This window comes from Aeromicrobium sp. CF3.5 (assembly GCF_051262695.1).
Lineage (GTDB): Bacteria > Actinomycetota > Actinomycetes > Propionibacteriales > Nocardioidaceae > Aeromicrobium.
This window is the reverse complement of sequence record NZ_JBIMEZ010000012.1, coordinates 16041-42915: the sequence shown is the minus strand read 5'-3', so window position 1 is coordinate 42915 and position 26875 is coordinate 16041. Positions and strand designations below refer to the sequence as shown.

Here is a 26875-nt window from a genome sequence, read left to right as displayed (position 1 = left end):
CGTTGCAGGATCGTGTGGTCCTGAACGACGTCGCGCACTGGGTGGTGGACCGTCGCACCGAGCCGATTCCGGTGCGACCTGGGCGGGTCACGCCTCTGCCGGAGGTGACCAGGCTGGGTCTGGGCATCAGGTCGACGTGGGCCGCGCTGCGCGATCGGCTGCTCCCAACCAGCTTCCCGACCGACCACCCGCGCTATCTGGCCTTTGTCGGGGGAGCGCCGACGCCGGCTGCCATCATCGCTGATGTCGCCCTGTCGGCTGCCGCCGTCTACGGGGGGAGCGAGCTCGAGGCGGGTGACGTCGTGGCGGCGGAGCGGGCCGCGATGAGGTGGTTGTGTGACATCTTCGGTTATCCGGAGTCCGCGCACGGGGTGTTCGTCAGTGGTGGTTCGCTGGCCAATCTCAGCGCCCTCGTCGCAGCCCGGCACGGTTGGGTGGCGCAGGAGAGTGCGATCCCGAAGGTGATCGTGGCCAGTGCCTCGGCCCACTCCTCGATCCAGGCAGCCGCCGCCATCATGGGGTGCACGGTGGTTCAGGCCGGTCGGGTCGACCGGCCCCTGGGCGGCGATGAGCTGATGGACGTGCTGGACACCCTCGACGACCGGGACGTGGTCGCCGTCGTGGCCAACGCAGGCGCCACGAACACCGGTGCGGTCGACGCGCTGGATGAGATCGCCGACTGCTGCGAGGTGCTCGGGATCTGGCTGCACGTCGACGCCGCCTACGGCGGAGCGGCGCTGCTGGTGCCAGGGCAGCGACACACCTTCGACGGCATCGCGCGTGCCGACTCGATCACCATCGATCCGCACAAGTGGCTCTTCACGCCCTTCGACTGCGCTGCGGTGCTCTACCGAGATCCGGTCCATGCCCGTGCCGCGCACCGGCAGAGCGCTGCCTATCTCGACGCAGTGCTGGACTTTGACAATCCGTCCGACTACGCGGCGCACCTCACGCGGCGCGCTCGAGGTCTGCCGATGTGGTTCTCGTTGGTGGCCAACGGCACCGATGCGTACGCGGCGGCCGTCGAGCGGTGCATCGATGTCGCCGCCTACGCGGCGAAGGAGATCGACGCGGCCGCTCACCTCGACGTGGTGACTGATCCGTGTCTGTCCGTCGTGCTGTTCCGGCGCCACGGTTGGAACGCGCAGGACTATGCGCGGTGGTCCGCGGCTGCCCAGGCCAGAGGTCTGGCCCTGGTGACGCCGACGACCTTCGACGACGAGACGGTGCTGCGTCTGTGCTTCGTCAACCCCCTGACGTCGGTCGACGACGTGGACCTCGTCCTGGACAGTCTCTGGTCCGATGCCCGCGACTGAGCAGGACCGCGCCCTTCTCGGAAGGGTCCAGGCGGTGCTGGCGCCGATCCCGTGGGTCGTGATCGCGGTGGGGCTGGTCGTCAACCACTTCGTCCCCATGGGAACTGGCCTGCGAACGATTGCACTGTTGATCGTCCTGACCGTGTTCTTCGTGTCGGTGCTGGGCCGACTGGCGTGTGTTGCGATCGCCACTGCGGGGCGTCGTGTGCCGATGCTCGTCCTGATGTTCGCGGTGGTGACCTGGGCGATGGGATCGATCTCGGTCAACTCTTCGGGGGGTGTCGGTGGCGCGGAGGAGTTCCCTGCCTCAGGAGAGTGGTTGTTCCTGGTGTCCTACCTCGGCCTGGTCGGGTTCCTCCTGCTCGACCTGGAACGACGTGCCTCCCGTCCGGCCCGCGTCTGGCTGGACCTGGTGATCATCTGTGGCGGAATAGTCTGCCTCGCCTCGCTGCTGCTGGTTACACCTCTGCTGTCAGTCTCCGGCCAGGAGCGCACGTCGCTGCTGCTGGCGTTCACCTACCCACTGGCCGACGTGATCCTGGCGTTGGTGGTGCTGGGGCAGGCAATCTTGCAGCTGCGGACCGATCGGATCACGTCGGCGATGCTGGGCGTGAGCTTTCTGCTCCTGGCCGGCGCGGACTCGGCCTTTGCGGCGGTGGTTTCCGCCACGACCTATGACTTCGGCAGTGTCAGCTACGCCCTGTGGGGTGCCGCGTTCACCCTTCTGACGGCAGCGGCCTGTCGACCTCTGCAGTCCACGATCCATGCGGTGCCGCGGTCGGGCGGCACGGTCGGACTGGTCGGGGCCGGCCTGCTTGCCCTGCTGGTCCTGCTGGTCCCCACCGATGCGACGCTCGCGGTGTTCGTCAAGCCACCGGCGGTGCTCACCCTCGCTGCAGCATCTGCTCGACTGGCCCTGGCCCTGCGCGACGCGAACCGCGCCAACGAGGCCTTCGCACTGTCGCAGACCGACGACCTCACCCAGCTGCCCAATCGTCGTGCCGTGCGTGCGTGGCTGTCGGAGGGTCTGGCCGAGCGGGCACCGATGGCGCTGATGCTGCTCGATCTCGACGGGTTCAAGGAGATCAACGACGCCCTGGGACACACCGTGGGCGACACCGTCCTGAAGATGGTGGCGATCCGCATGCGCGAGGCGGTCGGCGGCCGAGCTCGGATCGCTCGCATGGGCGGTGACGAGTTCGCGATCGTCCTGACGAACACCAACGAGATCGAGCTGGTCGAGACGGCCCGCGGCGTGCTGGTCGAGCTCGCCAAGCCGATCGTCATCGAGGGGATCGAGATCAGCCCGTCGGGCTCGATCGGAGTGACCGTCGCGGCTGCCACCGACACCGGCGACGGAGAGGTGCTGCGCCGGGCCGACGTCGCGATGTACCAGGCCAAGTCCTCCGGGCTCGGCGTCGCGCTCTACGACGGAGAGCTCGACGAGTTCTCGCGGTCCCGCCTGCAGATGGCCGAGGACCTGAGACGTGCCTTCGCGGACGGACAGATCGAGGTCTGGTACCAACCGCAGGTCGAGATCGCCTCGATGACGGTGTCCGGCCTCGAGGCGCTGGTGCGGTGGCAGCACCCCTTGGAGGGGCTGATCAGTCCGGTCTCGTTCCTGCCGGCCGCCCGGCGAGCCGGTCTGATGGCCCAGCTGTCGCAGATCGTCTGCGACCGGGCGGTGGAGGACCTGGCGGGGTTCCTGCGTGACGGTCTCGACGTCCGCGTGGCGATCAACTGTGCTCCGCCAGAACTGCTGGGGCCCACCGTCCTGCCCTCGCTGTACGCCGCGATCGAGAGAGCGGCCCTGCCGCCGGACAGTCTGGTGCTGGAGGTGACCGAGGACTCCTTCCTGGTCGATCCGGAGCGCACGCGCGAGGTGCTGACCGAGCTGCGGGGCCACCAGGTGCAGATCTCGATCGACGACTACGGGACGGGATTCTCCTCCTTGACCTACCTGCGCAACCTTCCGGTCCAGGAGCTCAAGATCGATCGAACCTTGATCGGCAACGTTGCCCAGGACGAGCGCAGCCGGATGATCGTGGCCTCGACGATCGGGCTGGCGCACGCCCTCGACCTACGGATCGTGGCGGAGGGCGTCGAGGACGTGGCCGACCTGGATGCTCTGGTTGCCATGGAGGTTGACACCGTTCAGGGATACCATTTTGCGCGGCCCATGCCAGCGTGGCAGATCGCGGCATGGATGACCACGTGGACCGACCAGCACCCCAGGGGAAACTGACGATGACCGACACTCCGCTACGACTCGTGATCAATCCTGTGGGCGAGGAGCTGGCCGCTGCACGTGAGTGCGAGGCCGACGTGTTCCTGGCCACCTACGGCAACACCGTAGAGCAGTTCGAGTTCGAGTACGGACCGTACCAGGACAACACCACGTTCCTGGCCGTGCTGGAGAGCAACGGCGAAGCGGCCGCGGCGGCTCGCATCATCACCCCCGGCCCTGCGGGTCTGAAGACCCTCAATGACGTGGCTCGACCGCCCTGGGAGGTCGACGGACTCCGTTCCGCCCGGGCCGCCGGCGTCGATCCGGCGCGAACGTGGGACGTCTCGACCATCGCGGTGAGGCGGGGATCGGGCCGCGGAGGTCTGTGCGCCGCGGCGCTGTACCACGGCATCATCTACGGCGCGTACGTCAACGAGGTCGACTACTTCGTCATGATCATGGACTCCCACGTGCGCGAGCTCGTGAACTCACTCGACATCAGCACGCACCCGCTTCCGGGCACCAGCCCGGGTGAGTATCTCGGCTCGCCGAACAGCACCCCCCTGTGGGGCAACCTGCGCCGCGGTCTCGAGCAGCAACGTCAGCACAGCCCCGACGCGTACCGGCTGATCTTCCGGGGCATCGGCCTCGACGGCATCACCCTGCCGACGGACTGGACCTGGCGCCAGCCCGTGGAGCCCGGCCGGGCCGGCGCATCATCGACCTCGCCCTGACCGCACGTCTCGGGCATGGACGACTCAGCACGACGGCTGAGACACTGAGCCCATGAGGTCACTCGTCGGGGGAATCGTGGTCACGGCCTGTCTGGCTCTGGGAGCCTGCGGGGGATCGACTGATCCTGAGCAGCCGCAGGCCCCGGCCCCCACCACGGACACGCCGAGCACGGACGTGCCGACCGCCCCCGACCCCACCCTGACGGCCAAGCCCCCGTCGGGAGCCCAAGAGCTCGCCGGAAGCATCGAGCGCGGGGTCGAGGCACGCTGCCTGGTGCTGTCGGTCAGCAGCGGGCAGTCCTACGTGCTGACAGGAACGGTCGCCGGGCTGGAGCCCGGCGACCGTGTCACCGTGAAGGGCCGGTCCGATCCCGGCGCCGCGACCACGTGCCAGCAGGGGCCCGTGTTCGAGGTCACCGAGATCGTCGACGGCTGATCGGCGTCACTCGGTCCTGACGCCCTCCTCCAGCGGCTGGGCCGAGGCCGGCGCCGACGGCGTGGCCGACTCCGTCGGCGTGGGCTCCGGGGTGGGGCTCGCCGACGGTTCCGGAGTCGGCTCGGCGGGTGCCGAACCGATCACACGGACCGATCCGCTGCCGAGCACGGCGCCTTCGGAGGAGATGACCTGCATCTCTCCGAACAGCACCCGGCCGTCCGACGGTGCCGCGGTGGCCGTGAGCGAGCCGGAGACCGTGGCGGTGTCGCCGCGGCCCAGGTCGATCGCGGTGTCGTCGACGTCGAGCGATCCGAGGCCGGGGGAGTAGAACACGTCGAGGTAGTCGTACTCCGTGGTGCCCGCAGGCACCGCGTATCCGTCGATCACGACCGTGTAGGTGCCAGCTGCTGGCGCATCCAACGTCACGGACTCCTCGGAGTCGCCGTCGGCGGACTGACCTGCCTGCCCGCCATCGGGTCCAAGGACCGTCAGGTCGAGATCTGCTCCGGCATCGGACGTGCTGCCGATCGTCGAGGTGAACGTCGACGCGCCCTCGGGCACCTCGACCTCGAACGTCTGCTGCTGGCCGTTGTCGATGCTCTTGCGCTCGGACAGCGCACTGCCGAGGTCGCCGCCCCGGGGCTCGACGGTGACCGGGCCGAAGGCGTTCTCCAGCTGCCACTCCAGATCGATGGCCTCGCCGTCGGCTGCCGGGGCGACGTCCTGCGTGGCGGGATCGACGGTGACGCCCTGCGCCGTCGCCGTCAGCTGGAACGGATTCTCCAGCAGCGGTGACGTGCGGCGCGACTCGACCTCGATCTCCCACACGCCGGGCAACGGGTCCGCATAGTTGCGCGAGACCGGGTTGCAGCCCGAGGTGCTGGAGTAGTTGGTGTAACAGGCCGTCGAGGCGGTCGAGTCGACCGGGACGCCGTACGGGTTGATCGCGACGAACCGGGTCTGGCTGCGCGTCGCGATGCCGGACAGATTCATCTGCAGCGCCTTGGCGCCCTCGGGAACCGTGACGAAGTACGACGTCGTCCGGTTGCGCTCGACCGTGCCTCGGTTCTCGGTGGAGAACGTCGGACGCTTGAGAGCATCGGACTGGACCACCGTCACCATGACGCGGTGATCGACGACGGGCGTCTTCGGATCGTCGATCTCGACGAGGGCCGAGTGGGCGCCCTGCTCCTGGGTGGTGGCGGTCACCGACAGGACGCTGCGCTTGCCCTTGTCGAGCGTGATGGTGCGCGGCACCTGGAAGGTGCCGTCATCGCCGACGACCCGGACGTCGTGACGCACGGACGCGTCGATGCCGGACGTGCGGGTGATCTGCAGGCCGTAGGACTTGGCCCGGCCGATCACCTGTCCGCCGTCGCCGGCGGCACAACGGTTGTACAGACCCGTTCCGCGGTTGGGCGTCTTGAGGAAGCCCGACAGTGGGGTGCAGACGGGCGCGTTGGTCGTGTAGTCGGCCACGTCCGCCTTCTTCTGGAGCAGCTCCCAAGCGCCGGGCACGTCCATGAGACCCGTGCCCTGACCGGCCACCGACTCGCCCTCGAACAGGTCCGCCGAGGTGTACAGCGCATCGCGCAGACGCTGGGGCGTGACCGGGATCTCCTGGTCGAAGGTGCCCGACAGCAGCACGGCTGCGGCGCCGGCAGCCTGCGGGGAGGCCATCGAGGTGCCGTTGAACATGGCGTAACCGATGGGCAGCTCGTAGCCGGCTTCAGCCAGATCGGCCTGCTTGAGCCACTGCGGGACCGTGGAGATCGCCGAACCCGGCGCCGAGATGTTCGGCTTGAAGTCGCCGGACTCGGTCGGACCGCGCGAGGAGAACGGATGCAAGGCCTGCGCCGCGGACACGACCGAGCCGTAGTTGGACTTCCAGGTCTCCTTGGAGATCGAGGAGGCGACGCTGACGACCTGGCCGGCCACCGACGGATCGCCGATGGTGTTCAGGCCCGGGCCGCTGTTGCCGGCCGAGATGAACAGCTGGACGCCGTAGTCGTCGATCAGTCGGTCGTAGATCTCCGCACGCGCATTGTTGGCATCGTTGAGCGCCGGGAGGCCGCCGATCGACATGTTGACGACGTCGACGCCACGGTTGGTGACCAGGTCGACCATGCCGTCGAGCAGGGCCGCCGCGGTGCATCCACCGCCCCAGGTGCAGGCGCGCGAGGAGACGATCTGCGCGCCGGGCGCCTGACCGTCCATGGCGCCGCCGAACAGCGAGCTACCTGCGGCGATGCCGGCGACGTGGCTGCCGTGCGCGCTCTCGACGATGCCGATGTTGACGAAGTCGGCGGTGCCGGGCAGGCCGTACGGCGCCAGGCTGACGTCTTCGCGGAACTCCACGACGAACGGGCTCTGCTCGACGATGTCGGTGTTCTTCTTGTCCTTGCCGAAGTGGCCGACCTGCTGCTTCTCCTTGTACGGGCGCATCAGCTCGGCCTGGGTGAAGCGACGGTCCTGGTTCGAGTCGACCCAGATGTCGTTGGTCTCGGTGTCGTAGAGGACGCCGAACTTGTCGGTGGTGTCGCCGTCACGGTTGATGTCGCCGCCCGGCTCGCTGGCCGCGGTGATGTTCTCGCTGAACGTGCTGACCGTGAAGTCGCCCTGGCGGGGTGCGCGCCAGTTCTGCGAGGAGTAGGAGAACCGTGGCGAGGCCGAGACCTCGGTCAGCATGGGCCGCCAGGTCGGGTCGCCGTCGAGGACCGGGTCGGTTCCGGTGACCCAGTCGACGATCTTGGTCTCACCGGTGCTGGTCTTCTGCAGCGACGGGTGGTCCAGGTCGACGCCGGAGTCGACGATGCCGATCGTCACGCCGCGGCCGTCGTACTTCTTGTTCGCCTTCTTGAAGTCGACCGATCCGAGATCCTGTGTGGGCAGGTACGGGTTGGCGTCGGGTGTCTTCTTGCCCGGGGCCTTCGAGGGCGACGAGCCGCCGTTCGAGGCCTTGCCGGGCTGAGGGTCGTCGATCGGGATGGTCTCGTCGAGGTCGATCGCCTCGACCCGAGAGATCTTCGCGACCTTCTCGACGCTGCCGGTCGGCACCGACGCACGCACGTAGCCGAGCTTGTCGTCGACGCGGCCGATGTACCCGCCGGCAGACTCCAGCGAGTCGATGACAGCAGCGGTCTGCTTGCGCTGCGTGGCGACCATGACGGTGACCCGTTTGGTGCCGTCGTTCTGCGCGTCGGCGAGCAGAACGCGATCGGCCTGACCGAGCTTGTCGGACTTCTCGGCCTTGGGGGCTTTCTTCGCCTGGTCGTTCTGGGTGGAGCGTTCTGGCGCCTTCTCGATGTTCGACTGGGCCGTTTCGGCCTGCGGCTCGTCGGCCGCGTTGGCAGGTGCCGCGGTGGCGACGGCCAGCGCGAGCGCGATGGATGAGACTGCTCCGTTCCGGAGCATGCGTGTTCTGGGTGTTCGCATGTGGTGATGCGTCCTCTCTACGTCCGGGCGGTAGCCCGGCGTCCCCCCGTGGGACGTGAAGTGGGGCACAGTCTTCACCAATTCTCAGGATGCCGCCAGAGGTGAGGTGCCGCCAGACGCCCACGATGTGCCACCCCGTCAACAATTTTCACTGCGCTCAGGACGGCCGGCGAGGAGAAAATGCCAGGGACCGGATCAGTCGCGGGCGAAGTGCTGGTAGTCCGGCTCGGTGAACAGACCGCCCCACGCCCATCCGATGCGGTCGAACTCGCTGCGCACGATGCCATCGGCGGTGATGACGCCCGGGCGCGGTTCGGCACCGGGCTCGCGGGCGACGTCGACGAAGTCCTCGGCCGCGGGTGGGCGCACGTCGCCTCCGACGACATAGGGATTCTGCACGGGATTGAGGTCGACGGCACGACCGTAGGCATGGTTGGAGTACCGGTCGGTGCCAGCCACGAGACGGCAGTTGTAGCCCGACGTGTTGTTGGCAGCCATGGATCGGTCGTCATCGCCGCCGTACTCATCGACCAGACGCATGCGCTCGATGGGGAAGCGCTGCTCGTACAGCGTGGAGAACACGCTGACGACGTCGTCGGCCACCTCGGCGGCGAGCACCAGCTCGCCGCGGTGCAACGCCCCGTCGAAGCCGACGTAGCTGACCTGGACGTGGCGGAGGTCGGCGAGCGAGACCGGGCACACGCCCTCGTCGTGGCTGGTCATGCTGGCGCGCACCGACTCATCGATGCGCCGCACCGAGGAGACGAAGTCGGGGAGGTCGGCTGCCTGCTCGACGGGCGAGACGGGCGCCTGCTCGACGGGTCCTGGTCCGGCGTCCAGATCGGTGCAGTCGCGGAGCTCCTCCCACTGATCGACGGCTTCCTCGGCCGCGTCGCCCCGCAGCGGCCGCGGACCGCCGCCCGTGGGGCGGAACCGCGCCGGCACCCATTCGTCGCCGACGACCTGGTTGCCCTGCACGGTCAGCTTGAGGACGCCGGTCTCGGACTCGCGACCGTGGTACCAGTAGAAGTTGCCCAGGCCATAGCTGACGTAGGCCGCGCCGTTGGTGCCCGCACCCAGCGGGGTGTGGGCGTGAGACCCCACGATGATGTCGGCGCCGGCCTCGGTCAGCAGCTCTGCGAGGTCGTGCTGCGGCTCGGTGGAGCAGGCGTCTCCCTCATCGCCCCAGTGCAGGTACACGACCACCAGGTCGTCGACGGCCTGCGCCTGGCGCACGGCAGTTGCCAGCATCGCAGCATGCTCGTTTCGAGCCGAGGCGATTCCCGGCCCCGAGCCCGCACGAGCGCTCCAGATCTCCGAGGCGCTCTCGCGCGGCGACGCGTCCCCGGCCAGGATCGAGATGTCGGTGCCATCGATGCTGGTGCGGAAGGGGGCGTAGGCGTCGCGGTCGTCGCGGCCGATGCCGACGACCCCGACGGGGGCTTCCTCGGCCACCTGAAGGCTGTCGCGCAGCCCGGCCAGACCGTAGTCAGCCCCGTGGTTGTTGGCCATGGACACGACGTCGACGCCCGATCGGTCGATCACGTCGAGTGCTTCGGGGCCTGTCTTGAACCAGTAGCGGTTGTCCTGGTCCTCCAGCTCCTTGCGGGTCGTGCGGTCGCGGTCGGTGATGGCGCTCTCCAGATTGACCATGGCCAGATCGGCCGATCGCAGGACGTCGGAGATCGGCCCGAGAGTGGAGTCGCTCTGCTCGGGAACCCCGTCGAGGCGGCCCGCGAAGTGCACGTCGCCCCCGAACGCGAGGGTGATCGCTGGCCTGTTCGAGATCGGCATGGCGGGGGACTCGCCCAACGCTGTGACCTGTTCGACCACGTCGCCCCCGACGTCGGTGAGAGCGGCGGCGGTGAGGCTCGCCGCGAGGGCGCACGTCGCCGCGATGGCGAGGCGGGATCGGCGCGGCACACCATCATCCTTGCGAGTTCAACCAAATGCCGCAGGGTGAGCGGTCGCAGGCGCGAGATGGCTACCGGGCGCGGACGTACCGTCCGGACCAGGCCGCGATGACCGTGGCCGCGTAGGTGGCGTCGGCCTCGTCGGTCAGCAGGTGGTCGGCGTCGTCGAGCGAGACGAAGCTCTTGGGGTGCCGCGTCGCGTCGTAGATCATCTCCGCGTTGTCGATGCCGACCAGCTCGTCGAACGGCGAGTGCATGATCAGTGTCGCGCCGCGGAATGCGGCGGACCGCGCGGCTGGCTCGTGACGTTCGAGATCCGCGACGAAGGCACGTCCGACCGTGATCTGACGTCCGCCGATGGTCACCGGTGCCGATCCGTCTCGGTGGATCTGGTCGAGATCACCCTCGAGCAGGTGCGTGACGTGTGCGGGGTCAGCCGGTGCGCCGATCGTGGCCACGGCTCGCACGCTGGGCAGGTCGGGGGCGACGCTGAGCACGGCGGCCCCGCCGAGCGAGTGCCCCACCAGGAGGGCTGGCGCGGTGACAGCGTCGGTCAGGTAGTCGGCCGCGGCGCGCAGGTCGTCGACATTCGCCGAGAAGGTCGAGTTCACGAACTCGCCCTCGCTGCCGCCCAGGCCGGCAAAGTCGAAGGACAGCACGGCGAAGCCCTGATCGGTCAGTGCCCGGATCAGCTGTCGTTCGACCCGCAGGTCCTTGGAGCACGTGAAGCAGTGCGCGAAGATCGCCGCTGCGACGGTGGGCCCTTCGGGGGTCTCCAGACGGGCCGCGAGCTCGTGCCCGCGGTTGTTGGAGAAGGTGCACATGGAGCCAGGCATCAGAGAACAAATCCTTCGCGAAAGGTTGGGTACGTCGGGGTCCATCCCGTGGCGCGGAGTCGAGCATTCGACAACCGCTTGCCGGTGCCGCGTGTGGGGTCGGCGGCGGGGGGAACGGGAAGGCCGTGGGCTGCGGCGAGGGCCGTGAGGACCTCGCCGAGCTGGATGGGTTCGTCATCGGTGCCGAGGTACAGCGATGCGGGTGTATCGGCCATCGTCAACAGGTGCACGACGGCAGCGGCCGCATCGTGGCGATGAATCCGGTTGGTCCAGCGATGGGGATCGCTGACCTGGCCCGTGCGTACCTGGTCGAGCAACCGGGTCCCTGTTCCGTCGTACAGACCTGACATCCGCAGCACGGTGCCGTGCGGGAGCCGATCGATGAAGGCTCGTTCGGCCTCGCCGAGCACCTGGCCCGGCCCGTCGACCGGACCGGGCCTCGTGTCCTCATCAGCGACCGGATCGGTAGGGAGGTCGCCGAAGACGCCGGTCGAAGACACCAGCACGGCTCGCGTGGGCCGCTGTCCGGCCGCCTCGACGGCGTCGAGCGCTCGGAGCATCCCATCGACGTAGGTGGCTCGGTAGGACTCCTCGGTGCGGGGCCGCGCTGTCAGGGCCACGACGAGGAATCCGAGGTCGAGAGGCGGAAGGGCAGGAGATTCCGCGGTGAGGTCGGCGGCCACCGGGGTCAGGGGAGCGGGAACCTGATCGGCCGATCGACGGATCGCTGCCACGTCGTGACCGAGCTCGGCCAGCCGCAGACCCACGGCCGATCCGAGCCGGCCACAGCCGATGAGCAGGCTGTCAGAAGGGCGCATCAGAACGGGGGCCAGGGAATGGGTGGCATGTCGCCTCGGGGCGCGGGGAAGCGTGGATCGCGCAGGATGCGGTCGCACCGGGCCGCGAGAGCGCCGATGTCTCGAACCGTCAGCAGGTCGTCGAGGGTCTGGCCGAGATCGCCCGCCATCTGGTCGCGCACCCGCTGCACACCGTCGATCTCGTCGTCGGTCAGGAGCTCGTCCATCCACCCCCACAAGATGGTGCGCAGCTTGTGCTCGTGGTGAAAGGTCAGGCCGTGGTCGATGCCGTACCGGTGGCCCGAGACCATCGCGAGGACGTGTCCGCCCTTGCGATCGGCGTTGTTGACGATCAGGTCGAACACCGCCATGTGGCGCAGCTGGGGGGAGTCCTCGTGCAGCAGGGAGACGGGGCGGTCCCTCCCGTCGTAGCCGTCGAAGACATGCCGCCAGCCGTCGAGGACCTGGCCGGCCGGCACGAGGTCGACAGCATCCTGGGACGGGTCGATGTCGCACCAACGCTGGATCATTCCCGGCCCGTGGGGGCCGTGTCCCATCCAGGTCGTGGGAACGGTGTCCCATCCGAGAGTTTCGGAGACGGCATAGGCAGCCACCTCGCGGCGGGCCAGCTGACCCTCGGGAAAGTCCCACAACGGTTGCTCGCCCGACATCGGCTTGTAGACCACGCTCTCACCCGCGAGGGAACCGAGGAAGGTGGCGTTGGAGGCCGGCATGATCCGGCCGGTGATCTCCAGCTCGCCCTCGAGCGGAGCTGAGGTCACCGGAAGCCGTCGGGCAGGGTGCAGACGTGGTCGACCGCTGAGTCCATGGGCTCACCGCACAGTGAGCAGGTGGGGCGCCCGGAGCCGATGATCTCGCGGGTGCGCTTGGCGAAGGCGCGGGCGGTCCCGACCGGGATGCGCACCTGCAGCACCTCCTCGGGCTCCAGGTCGACCGGGTCGAACGACTCCATCGCCTCGGCGTCGGCTTCGCTGACCGGATAGGCCTCGATCACGATCTGGGCCGTGGACGGGTCCCAGCCCAGGCTCATGGCGCCAGCGCGAAACTGCTCGAGGACCGGCTCGTCGAGCGGGTCGTGGTCGATCAGGGCGTCGGGAGCGATCGCCGGGATGCTGTACGGGTTGCCGTCCTCGGCCATCAGCTGGTCGAGGATCTCCTCGATCTTGTCGGCGAGCACGGCCGACTGCTGCTTCTCGAGGGCGACGCTGACGACGTCGGACCCGGCACGCGCCTGCAGGAAGAAGGTGCGGGCGCCGGGCTCGCCGACGGTGTCGATGACGAACCGGTCGGGCCAGTCGAATCCGTGGACGGTGGGAGACATGTCATCCATGCTAGGAGTGATGCGGTGGCTCCGCTCCGGGGCCCGCTCCGCCGCCGATCGGGGCACCTCCGGAGGCGGATTCCTCGTCGCGGTTGGGCCTGAGCCACGACAGGTCGCCCGCGTGCGTGTTGGAGGCCAGGACGGTGGTGCGCCCCGCTGCGTACCGGACGATCGAGATCGACGCCGGGTCGACGTGAATGCGCTGGAACAGGTCGAGGTGCATGCCGAGGGCATCGGCCAGGATCGACTTGATGATGTCGCCGTGGCTGACCGCGGCCCAGACCGCCTGGGAGCCGTGCTCGGCCTCGATCGCGGCATCGTGGCGTCGGATGGCGGCGACGGAGCGCGCCTGCATGCCTGGCAGCGACTCACCGCCGGGGAACGTGACGGCCGACGGTTGGGACTGCACCACCTTCCACAGGTCCTTCTTGCCGAGGTCGGCGAGCTTGCCGCCCTGCCAGTCGCCGTAGTCGCACTCCACGATGCCCTTGTCGATCGACAGCGGTGGTGCATCCTCGACCTGCTCGCGTGCGATGGCGCGCGACGTCTGACGGCACCGCTCCAGCGGGCTCGACACGATCGCAGCCAACGGCACGGAGGCGAGGCGTTCGCCCGCACGCCTGGCCTGGTCGCGTCCGAGGTGGTCGAGCTTGACCCCGGCCGTGCGGCCGGCCAGGACACCGCTGGCGTTCGCGGTGGTGCGGCCGTGGCGGATGAGGATCACTGTGGCCATGGGGCGAGCCTATCGGCGGGTCCTCGCGGGCCGCTCACCTGCGCCGGTGACGCTCGGTCGCCTCTCGTACGATCTTGTCGTGCTGGTTCCACCGTGGTGCGCAGACGCCGATGCATGGCACCGATGGCCGTGGTTGGTGATCGGATGAGTGTGTTCGTTCGCTCTGACCGCGATCGCGGGCAGGCACACGTCCCGAGTGATCTGCCACCGGTGGCGCGCGGCCCGGTGCTCGCGGCCATGGTCACCGTGGGGGCCGCTCTGACGATCGCCACTCCTGCCTACGGCTACCACCGCGACGAGCTGTACTTTCGGATGCTGCCGCTGCAGTGGGGCTATGTCGACCAACCGCCGCTGACGCCGCTGATCGCGCGCACCTTCAGCGCCATCGCGGACGAGACCTGGGCGCTGCACGTTCCCGCCACCCTGTTCATGGTGGTCTCCATCATGGTGGTGAGCCTGATCGCCCGGGAGCTCGGCGGTGGGCGAGCCGCTCAGACCTTGTCCGCGTGGGCCTACGGCACCTCGCTGCTGCCGCTGGAGTTCGCCCGCGTGCTCCTGACGGCGACTCTCGACCTGGTGGTCTGGCCGTTGGTGATCTTGTTCGTGCTCCGTGCGGTGCTCCGTCACCGCCCGCAGTGGTGGTTGGCCGTCGGGCTGGTCGTGGGCCTGAGCATGTACAACAAGCTGCTGATCGCGCTGCTGGTCCTCGGTCTGGCCGCCGCGGTCGCCATGGTGGGACCTCGGCGGCTCTTCGTCTCGCGGTGGGTGTGGGCCGGAGCCGGCGTCGCGCTGATCATCGGTGCGCCGAACCTGATCTACCAGGCGACGCACGACTGGCCGCAGCTGGCCATGGGTGATGCTCTGGCGCGGCACAACGGTGATCAGGTCCGACTGCTGACCGTGCCGATCCTGCTGGTGATGCTCGGGCTGCCGCTCGTGCCCATCTGGGGTGCGGGCCTGGTCGCGCTGGTGCGCAGACCGGAGTGGCGGCCGGTCCGCTTCGTCGCAGTCGCTCTGCCAGTCGTGCTGCTGCTCGTGTTCGTCGGCGGCACGCAGTTCTACTACTCGCTCGGCCTGATGAGCGCGATCCTCGCGGCCGGATGCGTCACCGTGGGCGCGTGGATGGGCCACGGGTCGGTCAGTCGGCGGCGGTGGGTGGTCGCTGGCGTCGCCGTCAACGCGGCGATCTCGGTGGTGATAGCCCTGCCCGTGGTCCCGGCGCAGTACCTGCAGTTCACCCCGATCCCGGCCTTCAACCAGATCGCCCAGGACCAGATCGGCTGGCCCGAGTACGTGCGCGACGTCGCGCGAGTGCGGGCGACGCTGGCGCCGAGCCAACGATCTCGGACCGTGGTCATCGCCGACAACTACGGGCAGGCCGGCGCCGTGGCACGGTACGGCCCGCAGTACGGCATCACCGAGGTCTTCAGCGCCCAGAACGAGCTCTACTACCTCGACCGACCACCCGAGGTCGCGGACACGGCCATCGTCATCGGCGCACCCCTCGCAAGCATCCAGGGTCTGTTCTCGACCTGCCGCCTGGCGGGCAGGCTCGACAACACGATCGGCGTGGACAACGAGGAGCAGAACCGACCGATCTCGATCTGCGAGGACCCCATCGGCGGATGGGTCGCCGTGTGGCCGAAGATGCAGCACTACGACTGAGGGGCGCCCCGCGTCAGCCGGTCGGCTCGAGCTCCTTGGCGGTCCACGTCGAGGTGAAGTCGAGGCCACTGCGCTTGAACAGCTGGGTCACGGGGCACCGACGTTCCAGCTCGCTGACGAGCTTGTCGAAGGTGGCGTCGTCGGCGTCGGTCGTGACCGACACCGTCACGGTCACGGCATCGAAGTTCGAGTTGCCCTCCACGCCGGCCACCATCACCGAGGGGTCGAGCTCGCCCTGCGCCGAGAACGTGAACTCGCCCAGGGTCACGCCGAGATCCTTCGCGACGATCTGCGCGGTGATCTGCTGGCAGGCGGTCAGCGCGCCGAGGGAGTACGCCAGCGGGCTGGGCGCTGCATCGGCTCCACCGAAGGCCGGATAGGTGTCAGCCTGGAAGACGTGTGCGTTGTCGCCAGCGACCGTGACCTGCTGGGCGACGCCGGTTCCGGTGCCATCGACGACGAACGGAACAACTTGCTTGACCATGGGGGAGTCCTCTCGAGTAAGAACCTCCATCGTCGCCGGTGCGCGGACGCACCGAACCGGCGTCCATCATGCGAGACGCCGGTTCGGTGGGTCGAGCAGAACGACGTCAGGCGGCGGTCGACCCGTCGAGGAACGGGTAGTCCACGTATCCCTCGGCCCCTCCGCCGTAGAACGTGTCGGGGTTCGGCGCGTTGAGATCGGCGTCGGACTTCCATCGCTCCACGAGATCGGGGTTGGCCAGCAGCGGGCGGCCCACGGCCACGGCGTCGGCGAGATCGCGGTCCAGGATCGACTGGGCATCGTCCTTGGTCGTCACGGTGCCGAAACCGTCGTTGAGCACCACGACGCCGTCGAACCGGCGACGAAGTGCCTGGATCAGGTCGAGGGTCGGATCGGCCAGGATGCTCAGGTACTGCAGGCCGAGATCCGAGATGCCCTCGATCAGGGCGGTGTAGGTCGCCTCCACATCAGTGGGATCGGTCTCCATCGTGCCCTGCACGTTGTGGGACGGTGAGATGCGGATGCCGACCTTGTCGGCGCCGATCGCGTCGACCACGGCGCGGGTGACCTCGATGGCGAAGCGGGCCCGGTTCTCCGGCGATCCGCCGTAGGTGTCGGTGCGCTCGTTGGTGTTGGGTGCGAGGAACTGGTGGATCAGGTAGCCGTTGGCCCCGTGGATCTCGACGCCGTCGAGTCCGGCGTCGACGGCGTTGCGAGCTGCTGTGACGTACTCCTCGACGACCCCGGGGATCTCGGACAGGTCCAGGGCACGAGGAGTCGGGTAGTCCTGGGGGCCGGTGGCGGTGAACATCTGGTCGGGCGCAGCGACGGCGCTCGCGGACACGATGTCCTGGCCGCCGGTGTTGTCGGGGTGCGACAAGCGTCCGACGTGCATCAGCTGGGCCACGATGTGACCGCCCTTGGCGTGCACGGCCTCAGCGACTCGAGTCCAGCCGGCGAGCTGCTCGGCGGTGTGGAAGCCCGGGGTGTTCAGGTAGCCCTGGCCGGTGGCGCTGGGCTGCGAGCCCTCGGTGACGATCAGGCCAGCACTGGCGCGCTGGGCGTAGTACTGCACGGCCAGGTCGCCGGGCACGCCGCCGGGCTCGGCGCGGTTGCGTGTCAGGGGCGCCATCACGACGCGGTTGGGCAAGGTCCACGGACCCATCGACAAGGTCTCGAACAAAGAAGTCATGTGATCGTCAACTAGTTGCGTGCTCCGATGATTCCGTGCGTCGCGACACACGCCGCGCTGGTCTTGACTGACTTCAGTCGTGCTGATCTTGACTGACTCCAGAAAATGGGACACGCTTGAGTCATGGCGCCGGCCCCGGGACTCGAGCAGCAGCTGCGCTCGGTCGACCTGCGCGTCACGCGCCCGCGTCTGGCCGTCCTCGACGCCGTGAGTCATCACCCGCACGCCGACACCGACTCGATCATCGAGCTCGTGCGTGCGAGCCACGGCGAGGTCTCGCACCAGGCGGTCTACGACGTGCTGCGAGCCCTCACGCAATCGGGTCTGCTGCGCCGGATCCAGCCGTCGGGATCGGTGGCGCGCTACGAGACCCGGGTTGGCGACAACCACCACCACGTCGTGTGTCGTACGTGCGGAGGCATCGCTGACGTCGACTGCTCCAGTGGTCAGACACCGTGCCTGACGGCATCGAACGACCACGGCTTCTCGATCGATGAGGCCGAGGTCATCTACTGGGGCACCTGCCCCAGCTGCACGCCCTGAGCCTCACTCTCTTGACGAACATCCACCGGAAGGAATGACATGGCCGAGCACAATGCCGAAGTCGGCGACATGAACGCAGCGGAGAACGAGGGCCGCTGCCCCGTCATGCACCCGCAGTACCCGGTCGAGGGCCACAGCAACCGCGAGTGGTGGCCCAACCAGCTCAACCTCAAGATCCTGCGCAAGCACACCGCGCACTCCAATCCGATGGGCGAGGACTTCGACTACGCCGAGGCCTTCAACTCCCTCGACCTCGCTGCGGTCAAGGCCGACCTCACCGCACTGATGACCGACTCGCAGGACTGGTGGCCGGCCGACTTCGGCCACTACGGACCCTTCTTCATCCGCATGGCGTGGCACAGCGCCGGCACGTACCGCATCCAGGACGGACGCGGCGGCGCCGGGCAGGGCATGCAGCGGTTCGCGCCGCTCAACAGCTGGCCCGACAACGGCAACCTCGACAAGGCGCGCCGCCTCCTGTGGCCGATCAAGAAGAAGTACGGCTCCGCCATCTCCTGGGCCGACCTGATCGTGCTGACCGGCAACGTGGCCATGGAGTCCATGGGCCTTCCGATGTTCGGGTTCGCCGGCGGTCGTGAGGACGTCTGGGAGCCCGACGAGGACGTCTACTGGGGCCCCGAGACCGAGTGGCTGGGCGGTGAGGAGGGTGGCTCGCAGCGCTACTCCGGTGATCGCGATCTCGAGAACCCGCTCGCAGCCGTGCAGATGGGCCTCATCTACGTCAATCCCGAGGGACCTGAGGGTGTGCCCGATCCGCTCGCCGCGGCCCGCGACATCCGCGAGACCTTCGCGCGCATGGCCATGGACGACGAGGAGACCCTCGCGCTGATCGCCGGTGGCCACACGTTCGGAAAGACGCACGGCGCGGCCGATCCCGCGCAGTACGTCGGTGCCGAGCCCGAGGGCGCCGGTCTGACCGAGCAGGGTCTGGGCTGGAAGCAGTCGTTCGAGTCCGGCAAGGGCGAGCACGCCATCACCAGCGGCCTCGAGGTCACCTGGACCTCCACGCCCACCCAGTGGGGCAACGGGTTCTTCGACAACCTCTTCGGCCATGAGTGGGAGCTCACCCAGAGCCCCGCCGGTGCGCACCAGTGGCAGCCCAAGGACGGCGCCGGAGCCGGCACCGTTCCCGGACCGGCCGAGGGCTCCGAGGCGCGCGTGCCGACCATGCTCACGACCGACCTCGCGCTGCGCTTCGACCCGATCTACGAGCCGATCGCGCGCCGCTTCCACGAGAACCCCGCCGAGTTCGCCGATGCGTACGCGCGGGCCTGGTTCAAGCTGACGCACCGTGACATGGGTCCGATCCAGCGCTACCTCGGACCGGAGGTTCCGTCCGAGGAGCTGCTCTGGCAGGACCCCGTCCCCGCGGCCGAGGGTGCACCCCTGGGTGCCGACGACATCGCGACGCTGAAGACCAAGGTTCTCGACTCGGGCCTGAGCGTGTCGCAGCTGGTCTCGACCTCCTGGGCCGCGGCTTCGTCGTTCCGCAGCAGTGACAAGCGCGGCGGCGCCAACGGTGGCCGACTCCGGCTGGAGCCGCAGCGCGGCTGGGAGGTCAACGACCCGACCCAGCTCGCGACGGTGCTGACCACCCTCGAGGGCGTGCAGGCCGACTCCGGCATCGCGGTGTCGATGGCCGACCTGATCGTGCTGGCCGGTTGCGCCGGTGTCGAGAAGGCAGCCAAGGACGCGGGGCACGACATCACGGTTCCCTTCACGCCGGGCCGCACCGATGCGTCGCAGGAGCAGACGGACACCCACTCGTTCGCGGCTCTGGAGCCTGCCTCCGACGGATTCCGCAACTTCGCCGGCAAGGGTGATCCGCTTCCGGCCGAGTACCGGCTCGTCGACCGGGCCAACCTGTTGACGCTGACGGCTCCGGAGATGACCGTGCTCGTGGGCGGTCTGCGTGTCCTGGGCGCCAACCAGGGCGGGTCGACCGCCGGCGTGCTCACCGATCGTCCCGGCACCCTCACGAACGACTTCTTCGTCAACATCACGGCCCCGGGCATGACCTGGACGGCGCTGAACGACGACGAGGAGCAGTTCGAGATCTCGCACGCGGACAGCGGCGAGGTTGCCTTCACCGCGAGCCGGGTCGACCTGGTCTTCGGCTCGAACTCCGAGCTGCGCGCCGTGTCGGAGGTCTACGCCTCCGATGACGCGCAGGCCAAGTTCGTCACCGACTTCGTCGCCGCCTGGGACAAGGTCATGAACCTGGACCGGTACGACCTGGCCTGATCTCCCCAAGACTGAGTCCCGCTGGGCCTGACGTTCTGACTCCGACACGCTGGCGTGTCGCCGTCGGAACGTCAGGCCCGGTGTGGTCTGGGGGAGACGGGGGCACACTGGCGTGCATGACTGCGTACTGGATCTCCACGTATCTCGCCATTCACGACGAGGACAAGCTCGCCGCCTACGCCGAGCTGGCCGGCCCCGCTCTGATCGCTGCCGGGGGCACGTTCCTGGCGCGCGGGATGCCTGCCGCCCACTACGAGCAGGGTCGCGACGCGCGTTCGGTCGTCATCTCGTTCGAGTCGGTCGAGGCGGCGATGGCCGCGCACGACAGCGCCGACTACACCGCGGCCCTCGAGGCGCTGGGCGACGGTGTGGATCGGGATCTGCGCATCATCCCCGGGGTCTGAGGGACAAGTGTCTGAGAGGCGAGACGACGATCACTGCCCCTCGACCGTGACCTCGCCCATCGTCCCCCACGCATCGCCCTCGACCTGGCGGCTGATGATCTCCGGAGTGCTGACGAGCGCCTGACCCATCTCGGCGGTCGCCTTCTTGAAGTGACCGCTGGTCACGTGCGGCTCGGCGCCGTCGTCGGAGAATCCCTCGACCAGCACGAACTCGGACGGATCCTCGACGCTGCGTGACCACTCGAACCACAGGTTGCCGGGCTCGGCCCGGGTGGCTTCGGTGAACTCGCGGGTGAGATCGAGCCAGCGGTCGGTCCACTCGGGCTTGGTCTTGAACTTGACGACGATGAAGTACACGGCGATCCCTTTAGGCAGTGTCGATCGGTTGGCGCCACGATACGTCCGGGCCGAGAAAGTGCGCACAGTCTGAGCATGTCGATGGCCGCCGTCCCACCCTCTGTCGATGGTGCTGGGTGTTCCACCCTCCGGTAGACTGCGCCTCGTAATGGTCACCGTGATTGCCGCGCACTTCGTCGCCGCGGCGGGGTGGCCCGTTCTCGTCCAATGGCTCGGACGCCGGGCATTCCTGCTGCTCGCGCTGGTCCCGGCGGGCTCCGCGATCTGGCTGCTGCCACGTGTCGTGGACGCGTCGACCGGCACCAGCAGCGTCGAGCAGTACTCGTGGGCGGGCCGCATCGGGCTCGACCTCGACCTGATGATCAATCCGGTCAGCGGCCCGATCTCGCTGCTGGTCACCGGGGTGGGAGCCCTGGTGCTCGTGTACTGCGCCTGGTACTTCAAGGAGGGCGACACCGAGCTGTGGCGGTTCGGTGCTGTGTTCGTGGCGTTCGCCGGCTCGATGCTCGGGTTGGTGCTCAGCGACAACATCTACCTGCTCTACGTGTTCTGGGAGCTCACGACGCTTCTGTCGTTCCTGCTGGTCGGGCACAACCCCGAACGCCGGGCCAACCGCCGAGCGGCCATGACCGCGCTGATCGTCACCACCTTCGGTGGTCTGGCGATGCTGGTCGGCTTCGTCATGCTCGACATCGCCTCCGGAACTGTCCGCATCAGCGAGATCGTGGCGCAGCCACCCGAGGCGACCGCCACGGTGCAGGTGGCCGTCGCGCTCGTGCTGGTGGGCGCGCTGTCCAAGTCAGCTCTCGTGCCCTTCCACTTCTGGCTTCCCGGCGCCATGGCAGCACCCACCCCGGTCAGCGCCTACCTGCACGCCGCGGCGATGGTGAAGGCGGGCGTGTTCCTGGTGGCGGTGCTCGCCCCACCCTTCTCCGACCTCGCGTGGTGGCGTCCCACCCTGATCCTGCTGGGTCTGACGACGATGGTCATCGGCGGGCTGCGCGCGCTTCGGCAGCACGACGTCAAGCTGCTGCTCGCCTACGGCACGGTCAGCCAGCTCGGATTCCTGATGACGGTCGTGGGTCTGGGAACTCGGTCCGCAGCCATGGCGGGGCTGGCGCTGGTGGCCTCGCACGCGATGTTCAAGGCGACCCTGTTCCTGGTCGTCGGTGTCGTCGATCGCAGCACCGGGACCCGAGACCTGCGCGAGCTCTCCGGACTGGCGCGCCAGATGCCGTGGCTGTTCGCAGCCGCCGTCGTGGCGGGGGCGTCGATGGCCGGTGTGCCGCCGACCTTCGGCTTCCTGGCCAAGGAGGCCGTGCTGGCGGCGATCGTCGACCTCGACTCCGACACCGGGTCCGGGTGGGGAGTGGTCGCGCTCGTGGGGGTCGTGATCGGTTCGATCCTGACCGTCGCGTACACCGCCCGATTCCTGTGGGGCACCTTCGGCACCAAGCCCGGGGTCGAGACCTGCACCGTGTCCGCGCCGTCGGCCGGATTCATCGCGGCCCCTGTGGTGCTGTCCGTGGCGACCCTGGCCACCATGTTCGCCACCGGGCCCCTGACCACCTTGTTCCTCGGCGCCGGAGACTTCTACGGAGCGGGTGCTCACGAGCCTGAGCTGGTGCTGTGGCACGGATTCACGCTCCCGCTGGGCCTCACCGTCGTGACGCTCGTGCTCGGCGGACTGATGTTCGTGGCGCGACCCGGAGTCGCGGCCGCCCAGATCGCGGTCACCGACCGAGTTCGTCTGCCGGACGCAGAACGGTCGTACCACGCCGTCGTGCGCGGCATAGATCGCTTCTCGATCGAGGTCACCGGCCGCACCCAGCGTGGTTCCCTGCCGTTCTACCTGGGCACGATCCTCGTCGTGGTGGCGCTGGTGCCCGGATCGATGCTCGTGCGCTCGCTGCTCGACGGTGCCACCGACCTCAAGCTCGCGGGCCCCGACCGTCCGCTGCAGGCCGTGGTGTCCGTCATCGTGATCGTGTCGGCCATCGCGGCTGTTCGATCACGGCGCCGACTGCGCGCGGTGCTGCTGGTGGGCCTGACCGGGTATGGCATGGCTCTGCTGTTCGTGGCACACGGGGCGCCCGACCTCGCCCTCACCCAGGTGCTGGTCGAGACCTTCCTGCTGGTCACCTTCGTCCTGGTGCTGCGCCGCCTGCCGCCCTTCTTCTCCACCCGGCCCTTCACGTCGGACCGTTGGATCCGGGTCGCGGCGGGAGTCGTCACCGGCACCGTGATGGCGGGCATCGCCGCGCTCGCGGCATCGTCACGGGTCGCTGACCCGGTCGGTCTGGATTTCGCCGGGCCTGCCTACGACTTCGGCGGAGGTCGCAACATCGTCAATGTCACCCTCGTCGACATCCGCGCCTGGGACACCCTCGGCGAGCTGTCGGTGCTCGTGGTGGCCGCCACCGGCATCGCGAGCCTGATCCACCTGCTGCAGGATCGTTCGAGTCGCATCACCCGATCGCCCGCCACCAGTGGCGCGCAACGGTGGTTGGGCCGCGAGTCGGCTGTGCGGCGTGAACGCCGCTCCGTGGTCTTCGAGGTGATCACTCGGTTGATCTTCCACTCGTTGATCGTCTATGCCATCTACATCACGCTGGTCGGCCACAACGAACCTGGCGGTGGCTTCGCGGGCGGTCTGATCGCGGGGCTTGCCCTGATGATTCGATATCTCGTCGGCGGTCGCCAGGAGCTCAACGCCGCCGCACCCGTGGACGCCGGACTCGTGCTCGGTGTCGGTCTGGCCACGGCCGCCACGGCCGGGCTGGTGCCGACCCTGCTCGGTGGTGGAGTGCTGCAGAGCGCCATCGTCGACATCCCGCTCGGACCGCTCGGCGAGCTGCACCTCGTCACGTCGGTGTTCTTCGACATTGGGGTGTTCCTCGTGGTGGTGGGGTTGGCGCTCGACGTCCTGCGCAGCCTCGGTGGTGGCATCGACCAGCACGCCGAGGAGGCGGGTGAAGCCGCCCAGGTCGGCGGGGGAGGTGCCACGGCATGAGTGTCGACGTCGTCCTGATCGTCACGATCGGCGTTCTCGTGGCCTGCGGTGTCACCCTGATCCTGGAACGCAGCCTGACCCGCATCCTGCTGGGTTTCGTGCTGCTGGGCAACGGCATCAACCTGATGTTCCTGGTCTCATCCGGCAAGCCCGGGCCGGCGCCGATCATCGACGTGGTCGGCGAGCGGACGGCCGACCCGCTGCCTCAGGCGATGGCGCTGACCGCCATCGTCATCACGATGGGCGTCACCGCGTTCGGGCTGGCGCTGGCCTACCGCACGTGGCAGATCGATGGCAACGACGACGTGCAGGACGACTTCGAGGACGCACTCGTGATGCGACGCGCCGAACGTGACCTCGCCTCCGACAGCTTCGACGAGGTCGACACCGACCTGCCCGACGAGGAGGGCGCGGACGTGTCCCCGTCGGCGCAGGATGCGCCCCCATCGACTCAGGAGGAGGAGCGACCATGACTCAGCTGGTGCTGCTTCCGGTCATCCTGCCCCTGCTGGGGGCGGGCCTGTGCTTGGCGTTCGGGCGTTCCGCGCGGGCCCAGCGCATCATCAGCGTCGCGGTGCTGGTCACGGTCGTGGGCGTCGCTGCCACGTTGTTGTACCGGGCCGACACCTATGGACCGCAGGCGGTGGGCGTCGGTGGCTGGCCGGCGCAGATCGGCATCAGTCTGGTGGCCGATCGGTTGTCGGCCCTGCTGCTGCTGGTGTCGACGATCGTCACCCTGTGCGTCCTGCTGTACTCCTTCGGCCAGGGCATCATCGAGTTCGGTCGTGACACCCCGCTGTCGGTGTTCCACCCGACGTTCCTCGTGCTGAGCGGCGGAGTCTCGGCGGCGTTCTTGTCAGCCGACCTGTTCAACCTGTTCGTCGGCTTCGAGGTGCTGCTGGCCTCGAGCTACGTGCTCATCACCCTGGGAGCCACCGAGGCCCGGGTCCGAGCCGGCACGATCTACATCATCGTGGGCCTGATCTCCTCGATGCTGTTCCTGGTGTCGATCGCCTGCATCTACGCCGCTGTCGGCACTGTCAATCTGGCGGAGATGTCCGAGCGCATGGGCGACCTGCCCGCCTCGGTGCGACTCGCGCTGCAGCTCCTGCTGCTGCTCACCTTTGCGATCAAGGCCGCCGTGTTTCCGCTGTCGGCCTGGCTGCCCGACTCCTACCCGACTGCACCGGCCCCGGTCACGGCCGTGTTCGCCGGACTGCTGACCAAGGTCGGCATCTACGCGATGATCCGCACGCAGACCCTCGTGTTTCCCGGTGACTCGTTGCGTACCCTGCTGCTCGTCGCCGCCATCTTGACGATGGTCATCGGCATCCTGGGTGCCGTCGCCCAGTCCGACATCAAGCGTCTGCTGTCCTTCACGCTGGTCAGCCACATCGGGTACATGCTCTTCGGCATCGCCCTGGGCAGCGAGCTGGGCTACTCCGGTGCCATCTTCTACGTCATCCACCACATCACGGTGCAGACGGCCCTGTTCCTCGTGGCTGGCCTGATCGAGTACCGCACCGGGACCACCTCGCTGAGCCGTCTGGGTGGTCTGGCTCGGTCCTCACCGGTGCTGGCCATGCTGTTCTTCGTGCCAGCGATGAATCTGGCGGGCATCCCACCCTTCTCCGGATTCCTCGGAAAGCTGGCGCTGCTGCAGGCCGGCAGCGCCCCGCAGGACGCCCTGGCGTACGTGGGTGTCGGCGCGGCCGTGGCGACCAGCCTGTTGACGCTCTACGCCGTCGCCAAGGCGTGGAACCGAGCGTTCTGGCAGCCGTCGGAGGACGCTGAGGGCGCGGCTGGACCAGCCGGATCCGGATCGCTGCACCATGGCCGCACGACCACGGTCAACGAGGAGGGGACCACCGTCGCGCAGGCTACAGAGCTGCGATTGCCGCGCGGGATGGCCGTCCCGACCCTGGCCCTGGTGGGATTCTCGGTCGCCCTCACCATCGTGGCAGGTCCGTTGCTCGGCATCACCGACCGTGCCGCCGACGAGCTGGTCGAGCGCACTCCTTATGTCCAGGCCGTGCTGGGGGACGACCAGTGAGGCGGCTCGGACCGATCCTCGGCCTGACGGCCCTCTGGATGCTGCTGTGGGGCGACATCACCGCGCTGCTGCTGGTCGGTGGTCTGCTGGTGGCCACCGCGGTGGTCGTGGTCTTTCCCTTCCCGCAGGGGCAGTGGCAGGGCGTGTTCAGGCCGTGGCAGTTCGCCGTGCTGCTGGGTCGGTTCGTCGTCGACCTGGTGAGCGCCAGTCTGCAGGTCGCGTGGCTCGCCCTTCGACCGCAGCCGTTGGGCCCCAGTGCTGTCGTCGAGGTGCAGCTGCACACGCGATCGGAGCTGCTGATGGTGCTGACCAGTGAGCTGATCTCGCTGGTACCGGGCTCCCTGCTGATCGAGCTCGACGCCGAGCAGGGCAAGGTCTGGCTGCACGTGCTCGACGCGGGCCGCGATCTCGACTCCGTGATCGAGCGTGCCCTGGTCCAGGAGCGCCGGGTCATCGATGCTCTGGGCTCGGATGCCGAGCGCGCGGCCTACTGCACCTCGGAGGTGGCCTCGTGATCGCCGTCGGCATCGTGTGCCTCATCCTGATGGCGATCACCGGCGTCCTGTGCCTGGTGCGGATCATTCGCGGACCGGCCACGCTCGATCGCACGGTCGCCGCTGATGTCTTCGTCTCGGCGATGGCTGGTTCCATCGCCATCGAGGCGGCTGTCGGTCGGCACACCACGACGCTGCCGATCCTGGTGGTGCTGGCGTTCGTCGGCTTCCTCGGGTCGGTCAGCATCGCGCGCTTCGCCGCACGCGACGAGATGGCTGACGACGACGGCTCCTACCCCGGGACGGAGGACAACCGATGATCGACGTGCTGGCTGGATTCTTCCTGATCGCTGGCGCGTTCTTCGCCTTCGTGGCGGCCGTCGCCCTCGTCCGGTTCCCTGACGTGTTCACGCGGATGCACGCAGCCACCAAGCCGCAGAGTCTCGGACTGATCTGTGTCCTGATCGGGCTCGCGCTGCGGCTGCAGACGATCACGGCCACGATGACCGTGCTGGTGGTCATCGTGTTCCAGCTGCTGACCGCACCCGTGGCCTCGCACATGGTGGGCCGGGCGGCCTACCGGGTGGGCCTGGTCGACCGTTCGCGACTGACGCGCGACGATCTCGCCGACTGAGA

At 68.5% G+C, this 26875-nt stretch carries 24 protein-coding genes; 14 read left to right on the top strand and 10 right to left on the bottom strand.

Annotated elements, in window-relative coordinates; genetic code table 11:
* Nucleotides 1-2 precede the first annotated feature (2 nt).
* Genes ACHAA3_RS16015 through ACHAA3_RS16000 form a run of 4 tightly spaced genes read left to right on the top strand, consistent with a single transcriptional unit; the run spans nt 3 to nt 4713 of the window.
* Nucleotides 3-1316 carry a pyridoxal phosphate-dependent decarboxylase family protein gene (locus ACHAA3_RS16015; protein WP_435710089.1) on the top strand — a complete coding sequence of 438 codons (1314 nt, stop codon included), beginning with the start codon at nt 3-5 and terminating at the stop codon, nt 1314-1316.
* Nucleotides 1303-3561 carry a putative bifunctional diguanylate cyclase/phosphodiesterase gene (locus tag ACHAA3_RS16010; RefSeq protein WP_435710088.1) on the top strand — a complete coding sequence of 753 codons (2259 nt, stop codon included), beginning with the start codon at nt 1303-1305 and terminating at the stop codon, nt 3559-3561. Before ACHAA3_RS16015 ends, ACHAA3_RS16010 begins: the two co-directional genes overlap by 14 nt.
* Before the next feature lie 2 nt (nt 3562-3563).
* Complete coding sequence (locus ACHAA3_RS16005; protein ID WP_435710087.1) at nt 3564-4277, top strand: hypothetical protein; 714 nt, start codon at nt 3564-3566, stop codon at nt 4275-4277.
* 52 nt (nt 4278-4329) lie between these two features.
* Complete coding sequence (locus ACHAA3_RS16000) at nt 4330-4713, top strand: hypothetical protein (RefSeq protein WP_435710086.1); 384 nt, start codon at nt 4330-4332, stop codon at nt 4711-4713.
* A gap of 6 nt (nt 4714-4719) precedes the next feature.
* Here the strand turns inward: ACHAA3_RS16000 and ACHAA3_RS15995 are convergent, their stop codons facing one another.
* The 7 genes from ACHAA3_RS15995 to ACHAA3_RS15965 form a co-directional block, all read right to left on the bottom strand.
* Nucleotides 4720-8127 (bottom strand): S8 family serine peptidase, encoded by a 3408-nt coding sequence (locus ACHAA3_RS15995; RefSeq protein WP_435710085.1) that lies wholly within the window; start codon nt 8125-8127, stop codon nt 4720-4722.
* A 216-nt stretch (nt 8128-8343) separates the two neighbouring features.
* A complete protein-coding gene (locus ACHAA3_RS15990) occupies nt 8344-10071 on the bottom strand; it encodes a CapA family protein (protein ID WP_435710084.1) in 1728 nt (575 codons plus the stop codon).
* A gap of 61 nt (nt 10072-10132) precedes the next feature.
* Entirely contained in the window at nt 10133-10897 is a 765-nt protein-coding gene (locus tag ACHAA3_RS15985) for an alpha/beta hydrolase family protein (RefSeq protein WP_435710083.1), read from the bottom strand.
* The gene (locus tag ACHAA3_RS15980; protein WP_435710082.1) at nt 10897-11715 is read right to left on the bottom strand and encodes an NAD(P)H-binding protein; all 819 of its coding nucleotides are present in this window, start codon (nt 11713-11715) and stop codon (nt 10897-10899) included. The genes ACHAA3_RS15985 and ACHAA3_RS15980 overlap by 1 nt, the downstream gene beginning before the upstream one ends.
* The gene (locus ACHAA3_RS15975; RefSeq protein WP_435710081.1) at nt 11715-12476 is read right to left on the bottom strand and encodes an SCO1664 family protein; all 762 of its coding nucleotides are present in this window, start codon (nt 12474-12476) and stop codon (nt 11715-11717) included. The genes ACHAA3_RS15980 and ACHAA3_RS15975 overlap by 1 nt, the downstream gene beginning before the upstream one ends.
* Nucleotides 12473-13036 (bottom strand): DUF3090 domain-containing protein, encoded by a 564-nt coding sequence (locus ACHAA3_RS15970; RefSeq protein ID WP_435710080.1) that lies wholly within the window; start codon nt 13034-13036, stop codon nt 12473-12475. The genes ACHAA3_RS15975 and ACHAA3_RS15970 overlap by 4 nt, the downstream gene beginning before the upstream one ends.
* 10 nt (nt 13037-13046) lie before the next feature.
* Complete coding sequence (locus ACHAA3_RS15965) at nt 13047-13769, bottom strand: histidine phosphatase family protein (protein ID WP_435710079.1); 723 nt, start codon at nt 13767-13769, stop codon at nt 13047-13049.
* A 144-nt stretch (nt 13770-13913) separates the two neighbouring features.
* Between ACHAA3_RS15965 and ACHAA3_RS15960 the strand changes: the two genes are divergently transcribed.
* Nucleotides 13914-15434, top strand: coding sequence for a glycosyltransferase family 39 protein (locus tag ACHAA3_RS15960; RefSeq protein WP_435710078.1), 1521 nt, complete (start codon nt 13914-13916; stop codon nt 15432-15434).
* Between the two features lie 13 nt (nt 15435-15447).
* On the opposite strand, the gene ACHAA3_RS15955 is transcribed toward ACHAA3_RS15960, so the two are convergent.
* Nucleotides 15448-15918, bottom strand: coding sequence for an OsmC family protein (locus ACHAA3_RS15955; protein WP_435710077.1), 471 nt, complete (start codon nt 15916-15918; stop codon nt 15448-15450).
* A gap of 106 nt (nt 15919-16024) precedes the next feature.
* A complete protein-coding gene (locus ACHAA3_RS15950; protein ID WP_435710076.1) occupies nt 16025-17110 on the bottom strand; it encodes an alkene reductase in 1086 nt (361 codons plus the stop codon).
* Between the two features lie 123 nt (nt 17111-17233).
* On the opposite strand from ACHAA3_RS15950, the gene ACHAA3_RS15945 reads away from it, so the two are divergent.
* The 3 genes from ACHAA3_RS15945 (at nt 17234) to ACHAA3_RS15935 (ending at nt 20322) form a co-directional block, all read left to right on the top strand.
* On the top strand, nt 17234-17653 hold the full coding sequence (locus ACHAA3_RS15945) for a Fur family transcriptional regulator (RefSeq protein ID WP_435710075.1): 420 nt from the start codon (nt 17234-17236) through the stop codon (nt 17651-17653).
* A gap of 39 nt (nt 17654-17692) precedes the next feature.
* On the top strand, nt 17693-19918 hold the full coding sequence (gene katG, locus ACHAA3_RS15940) for a catalase/peroxidase HPI (protein WP_435710074.1): 2226 nt from the start codon (nt 17693-17695) through the stop codon (nt 19916-19918).
* A 116-nt stretch (nt 19919-20034) separates the two neighbouring features.
* The gene (locus ACHAA3_RS15935; protein ID WP_435710073.1) at nt 20035-20322 is read left to right on the top strand and encodes a DUF1330 domain-containing protein; all 288 of its coding nucleotides are present in this window, start codon (nt 20035-20037) and stop codon (nt 20320-20322) included.
* Nucleotides 20323-20352: 30 nt separating this feature from the next.
* Here the strand turns inward: ACHAA3_RS15935 and ACHAA3_RS15930 are convergent, their stop codons facing one another.
* A complete protein-coding gene (locus tag ACHAA3_RS15930; protein ID WP_435710072.1) occupies nt 20353-20679 on the bottom strand; it encodes a putative quinol monooxygenase in 327 nt (108 codons plus the stop codon).
* A gap of 148 nt (nt 20680-20827) precedes the next feature.
* Here ACHAA3_RS15930 and ACHAA3_RS15925 point away from each other — a divergent pair, with 148 nt between their 5' ends.
* From ACHAA3_RS15925 to mnhG, 6 genes are read left to right on the top strand one after another with little or no spacing between them, the layout of a single operon-like run.
* Nucleotides 20828-23692 carry a Na+/H+ antiporter subunit A gene (locus ACHAA3_RS15925; protein WP_435710071.1) on the top strand — a complete coding sequence of 955 codons (2865 nt, stop codon included), beginning with the start codon at nt 20828-20830 and terminating at the stop codon, nt 23690-23692.
* On the top strand, nt 23689-24165 hold the full coding sequence (locus ACHAA3_RS15920; protein ID WP_435710070.1) for a Na(+)/H(+) antiporter subunit C: 477 nt from the start codon (nt 23689-23691) through the stop codon (nt 24163-24165). The genes ACHAA3_RS15925 and ACHAA3_RS15920 overlap by 4 nt, the downstream gene beginning before the upstream one ends.
* Nucleotides 24162-25745, top strand: coding sequence for a Na+/H+ antiporter subunit D (locus ACHAA3_RS15915; protein ID WP_435710069.1), 1584 nt, complete (start codon nt 24162-24164; stop codon nt 25743-25745). Before ACHAA3_RS15920 ends, ACHAA3_RS15915 begins: the two co-directional genes overlap by 4 nt.
* On the top strand, nt 25742-26260 hold the full coding sequence (locus tag ACHAA3_RS15910) for a Na+/H+ antiporter subunit E (RefSeq protein ID WP_435710068.1): 519 nt from the start codon (nt 25742-25744) through the stop codon (nt 26258-26260). The genes ACHAA3_RS15915 and ACHAA3_RS15910 overlap by 4 nt, the downstream gene beginning before the upstream one ends.
* Nucleotides 26257-26559: a monovalent cation/H+ antiporter complex subunit F gene (locus ACHAA3_RS15905; RefSeq protein ID WP_435710067.1), complete on the top strand. Its 303-nt coding sequence runs from the start codon at nt 26257-26259 to the stop codon at nt 26557-26559. The genes ACHAA3_RS15910 and ACHAA3_RS15905 overlap by 4 nt, the downstream gene beginning before the upstream one ends.
* Complete coding sequence (gene mnhG / locus ACHAA3_RS15900; protein ID WP_435710066.1) at nt 26556-26873, top strand: monovalent cation/H(+) antiporter subunit G; 318 nt, start codon at nt 26556-26558, stop codon at nt 26871-26873. The genes ACHAA3_RS15905 and mnhG overlap by 4 nt, the downstream gene beginning before the upstream one ends.
* Nucleotides 26874-26875: the final 2 nt, after the last annotated feature.

Excerpts from the sequence above, each read along its gene's own strand:
- ACHAA3_RS16010 (WP_435710088.1), top strand. The coding sequence starts at position 1,303 with ATGCCCGCGACTGAGCAGGACCGCGCCCTTCTCGGAAGGGTCCAGGCG.
- ACHAA3_RS16005 (WP_435710087.1), top strand. The coding sequence starts at position 3,564 with ATGACCGACACTCCGCTACGACTCGTGATCAATCCTGTGGGCGAGGAG.
- ACHAA3_RS16000 (WP_435710086.1), top strand. The coding sequence starts at position 4,330 with ATGAGGTCACTCGTCGGGGGAATCGTGGTCACGGCCTGTCTGGCTCTG.
- ACHAA3_RS15995 (WP_435710085.1), bottom strand. The coding sequence starts at position 8,127 with ATGCTCCGGAACGGAGCAGTCTCATCCATCGCGCTCGCGCTGGCCGTC.
- ACHAA3_RS15985 (WP_435710083.1), bottom strand. The coding sequence starts at position 10,897 with ATGCCTGGCTCCATGTGCACCTTCTCCAACAACCGCGGGCACGAGCTC.
- ACHAA3_RS15980 (WP_435710082.1), bottom strand. The coding sequence starts at position 11,715 with ATGCGCCCTTCTGACAGCCTGCTCATCGGCTGTGGCCGGCTCGGATCG.
- ACHAA3_RS15970 (WP_435710080.1), bottom strand. The coding sequence starts at position 13,036 with ATGTCTCCCACCGTCCACGGATTCGACTGGCCCGACCGGTTCGTCATC.
- ACHAA3_RS15965 (WP_435710079.1), bottom strand. The coding sequence starts at position 13,769 with ATGGCCACAGTGATCCTCATCCGCCACGGCCGCACCACCGCGAACGCC.
- ACHAA3_RS15960 (WP_435710078.1), top strand. The coding sequence starts at position 13,914 with ATGAGTGTGTTCGTTCGCTCTGACCGCGATCGCGGGCAGGCACACGTC.
- ACHAA3_RS15955 (WP_435710077.1), bottom strand. The coding sequence starts at position 15,918 with ATGGTCAAGCAAGTTGTTCCGTTCGTCGTCGATGGCACCGGAACCGGC.
- ACHAA3_RS15950 (WP_435710076.1), bottom strand. The coding sequence starts at position 17,110 with ATGACTTCTTTGTTCGAGACCTTGTCGATGGGTCCGTGGACCTTGCCC.
- ACHAA3_RS15945 (WP_435710075.1), top strand. The coding sequence starts at position 17,234 with ATGGCGCCGGCCCCGGGACTCGAGCAGCAGCTGCGCTCGGTCGACCTG.
- katG (WP_435710074.1), top strand. The coding sequence starts at position 17,693 with ATGGCCGAGCACAATGCCGAAGTCGGCGACATGAACGCAGCGGAGAAC.
- ACHAA3_RS15935 (WP_435710073.1), top strand. The coding sequence starts at position 20,035 with ATGACTGCGTACTGGATCTCCACGTATCTCGCCATTCACGACGAGGAC.
- ACHAA3_RS15925 (WP_435710071.1), top strand. The coding sequence starts at position 20,828 with ATGGTCACCGTGATTGCCGCGCACTTCGTCGCCGCGGCGGGGTGGCCC.
- ACHAA3_RS15920 (WP_435710070.1), top strand. The coding sequence starts at position 23,689 with ATGAGTGTCGACGTCGTCCTGATCGTCACGATCGGCGTTCTCGTGGCC.
- ACHAA3_RS15915 (WP_435710069.1), top strand. The coding sequence starts at position 24,162 with ATGACTCAGCTGGTGCTGCTTCCGGTCATCCTGCCCCTGCTGGGGGCG.
- mnhG (WP_435710066.1), top strand. The coding sequence starts at position 26,556 with ATGATCGACGTGCTGGCTGGATTCTTCCTGATCGCTGGCGCGTTCTTC.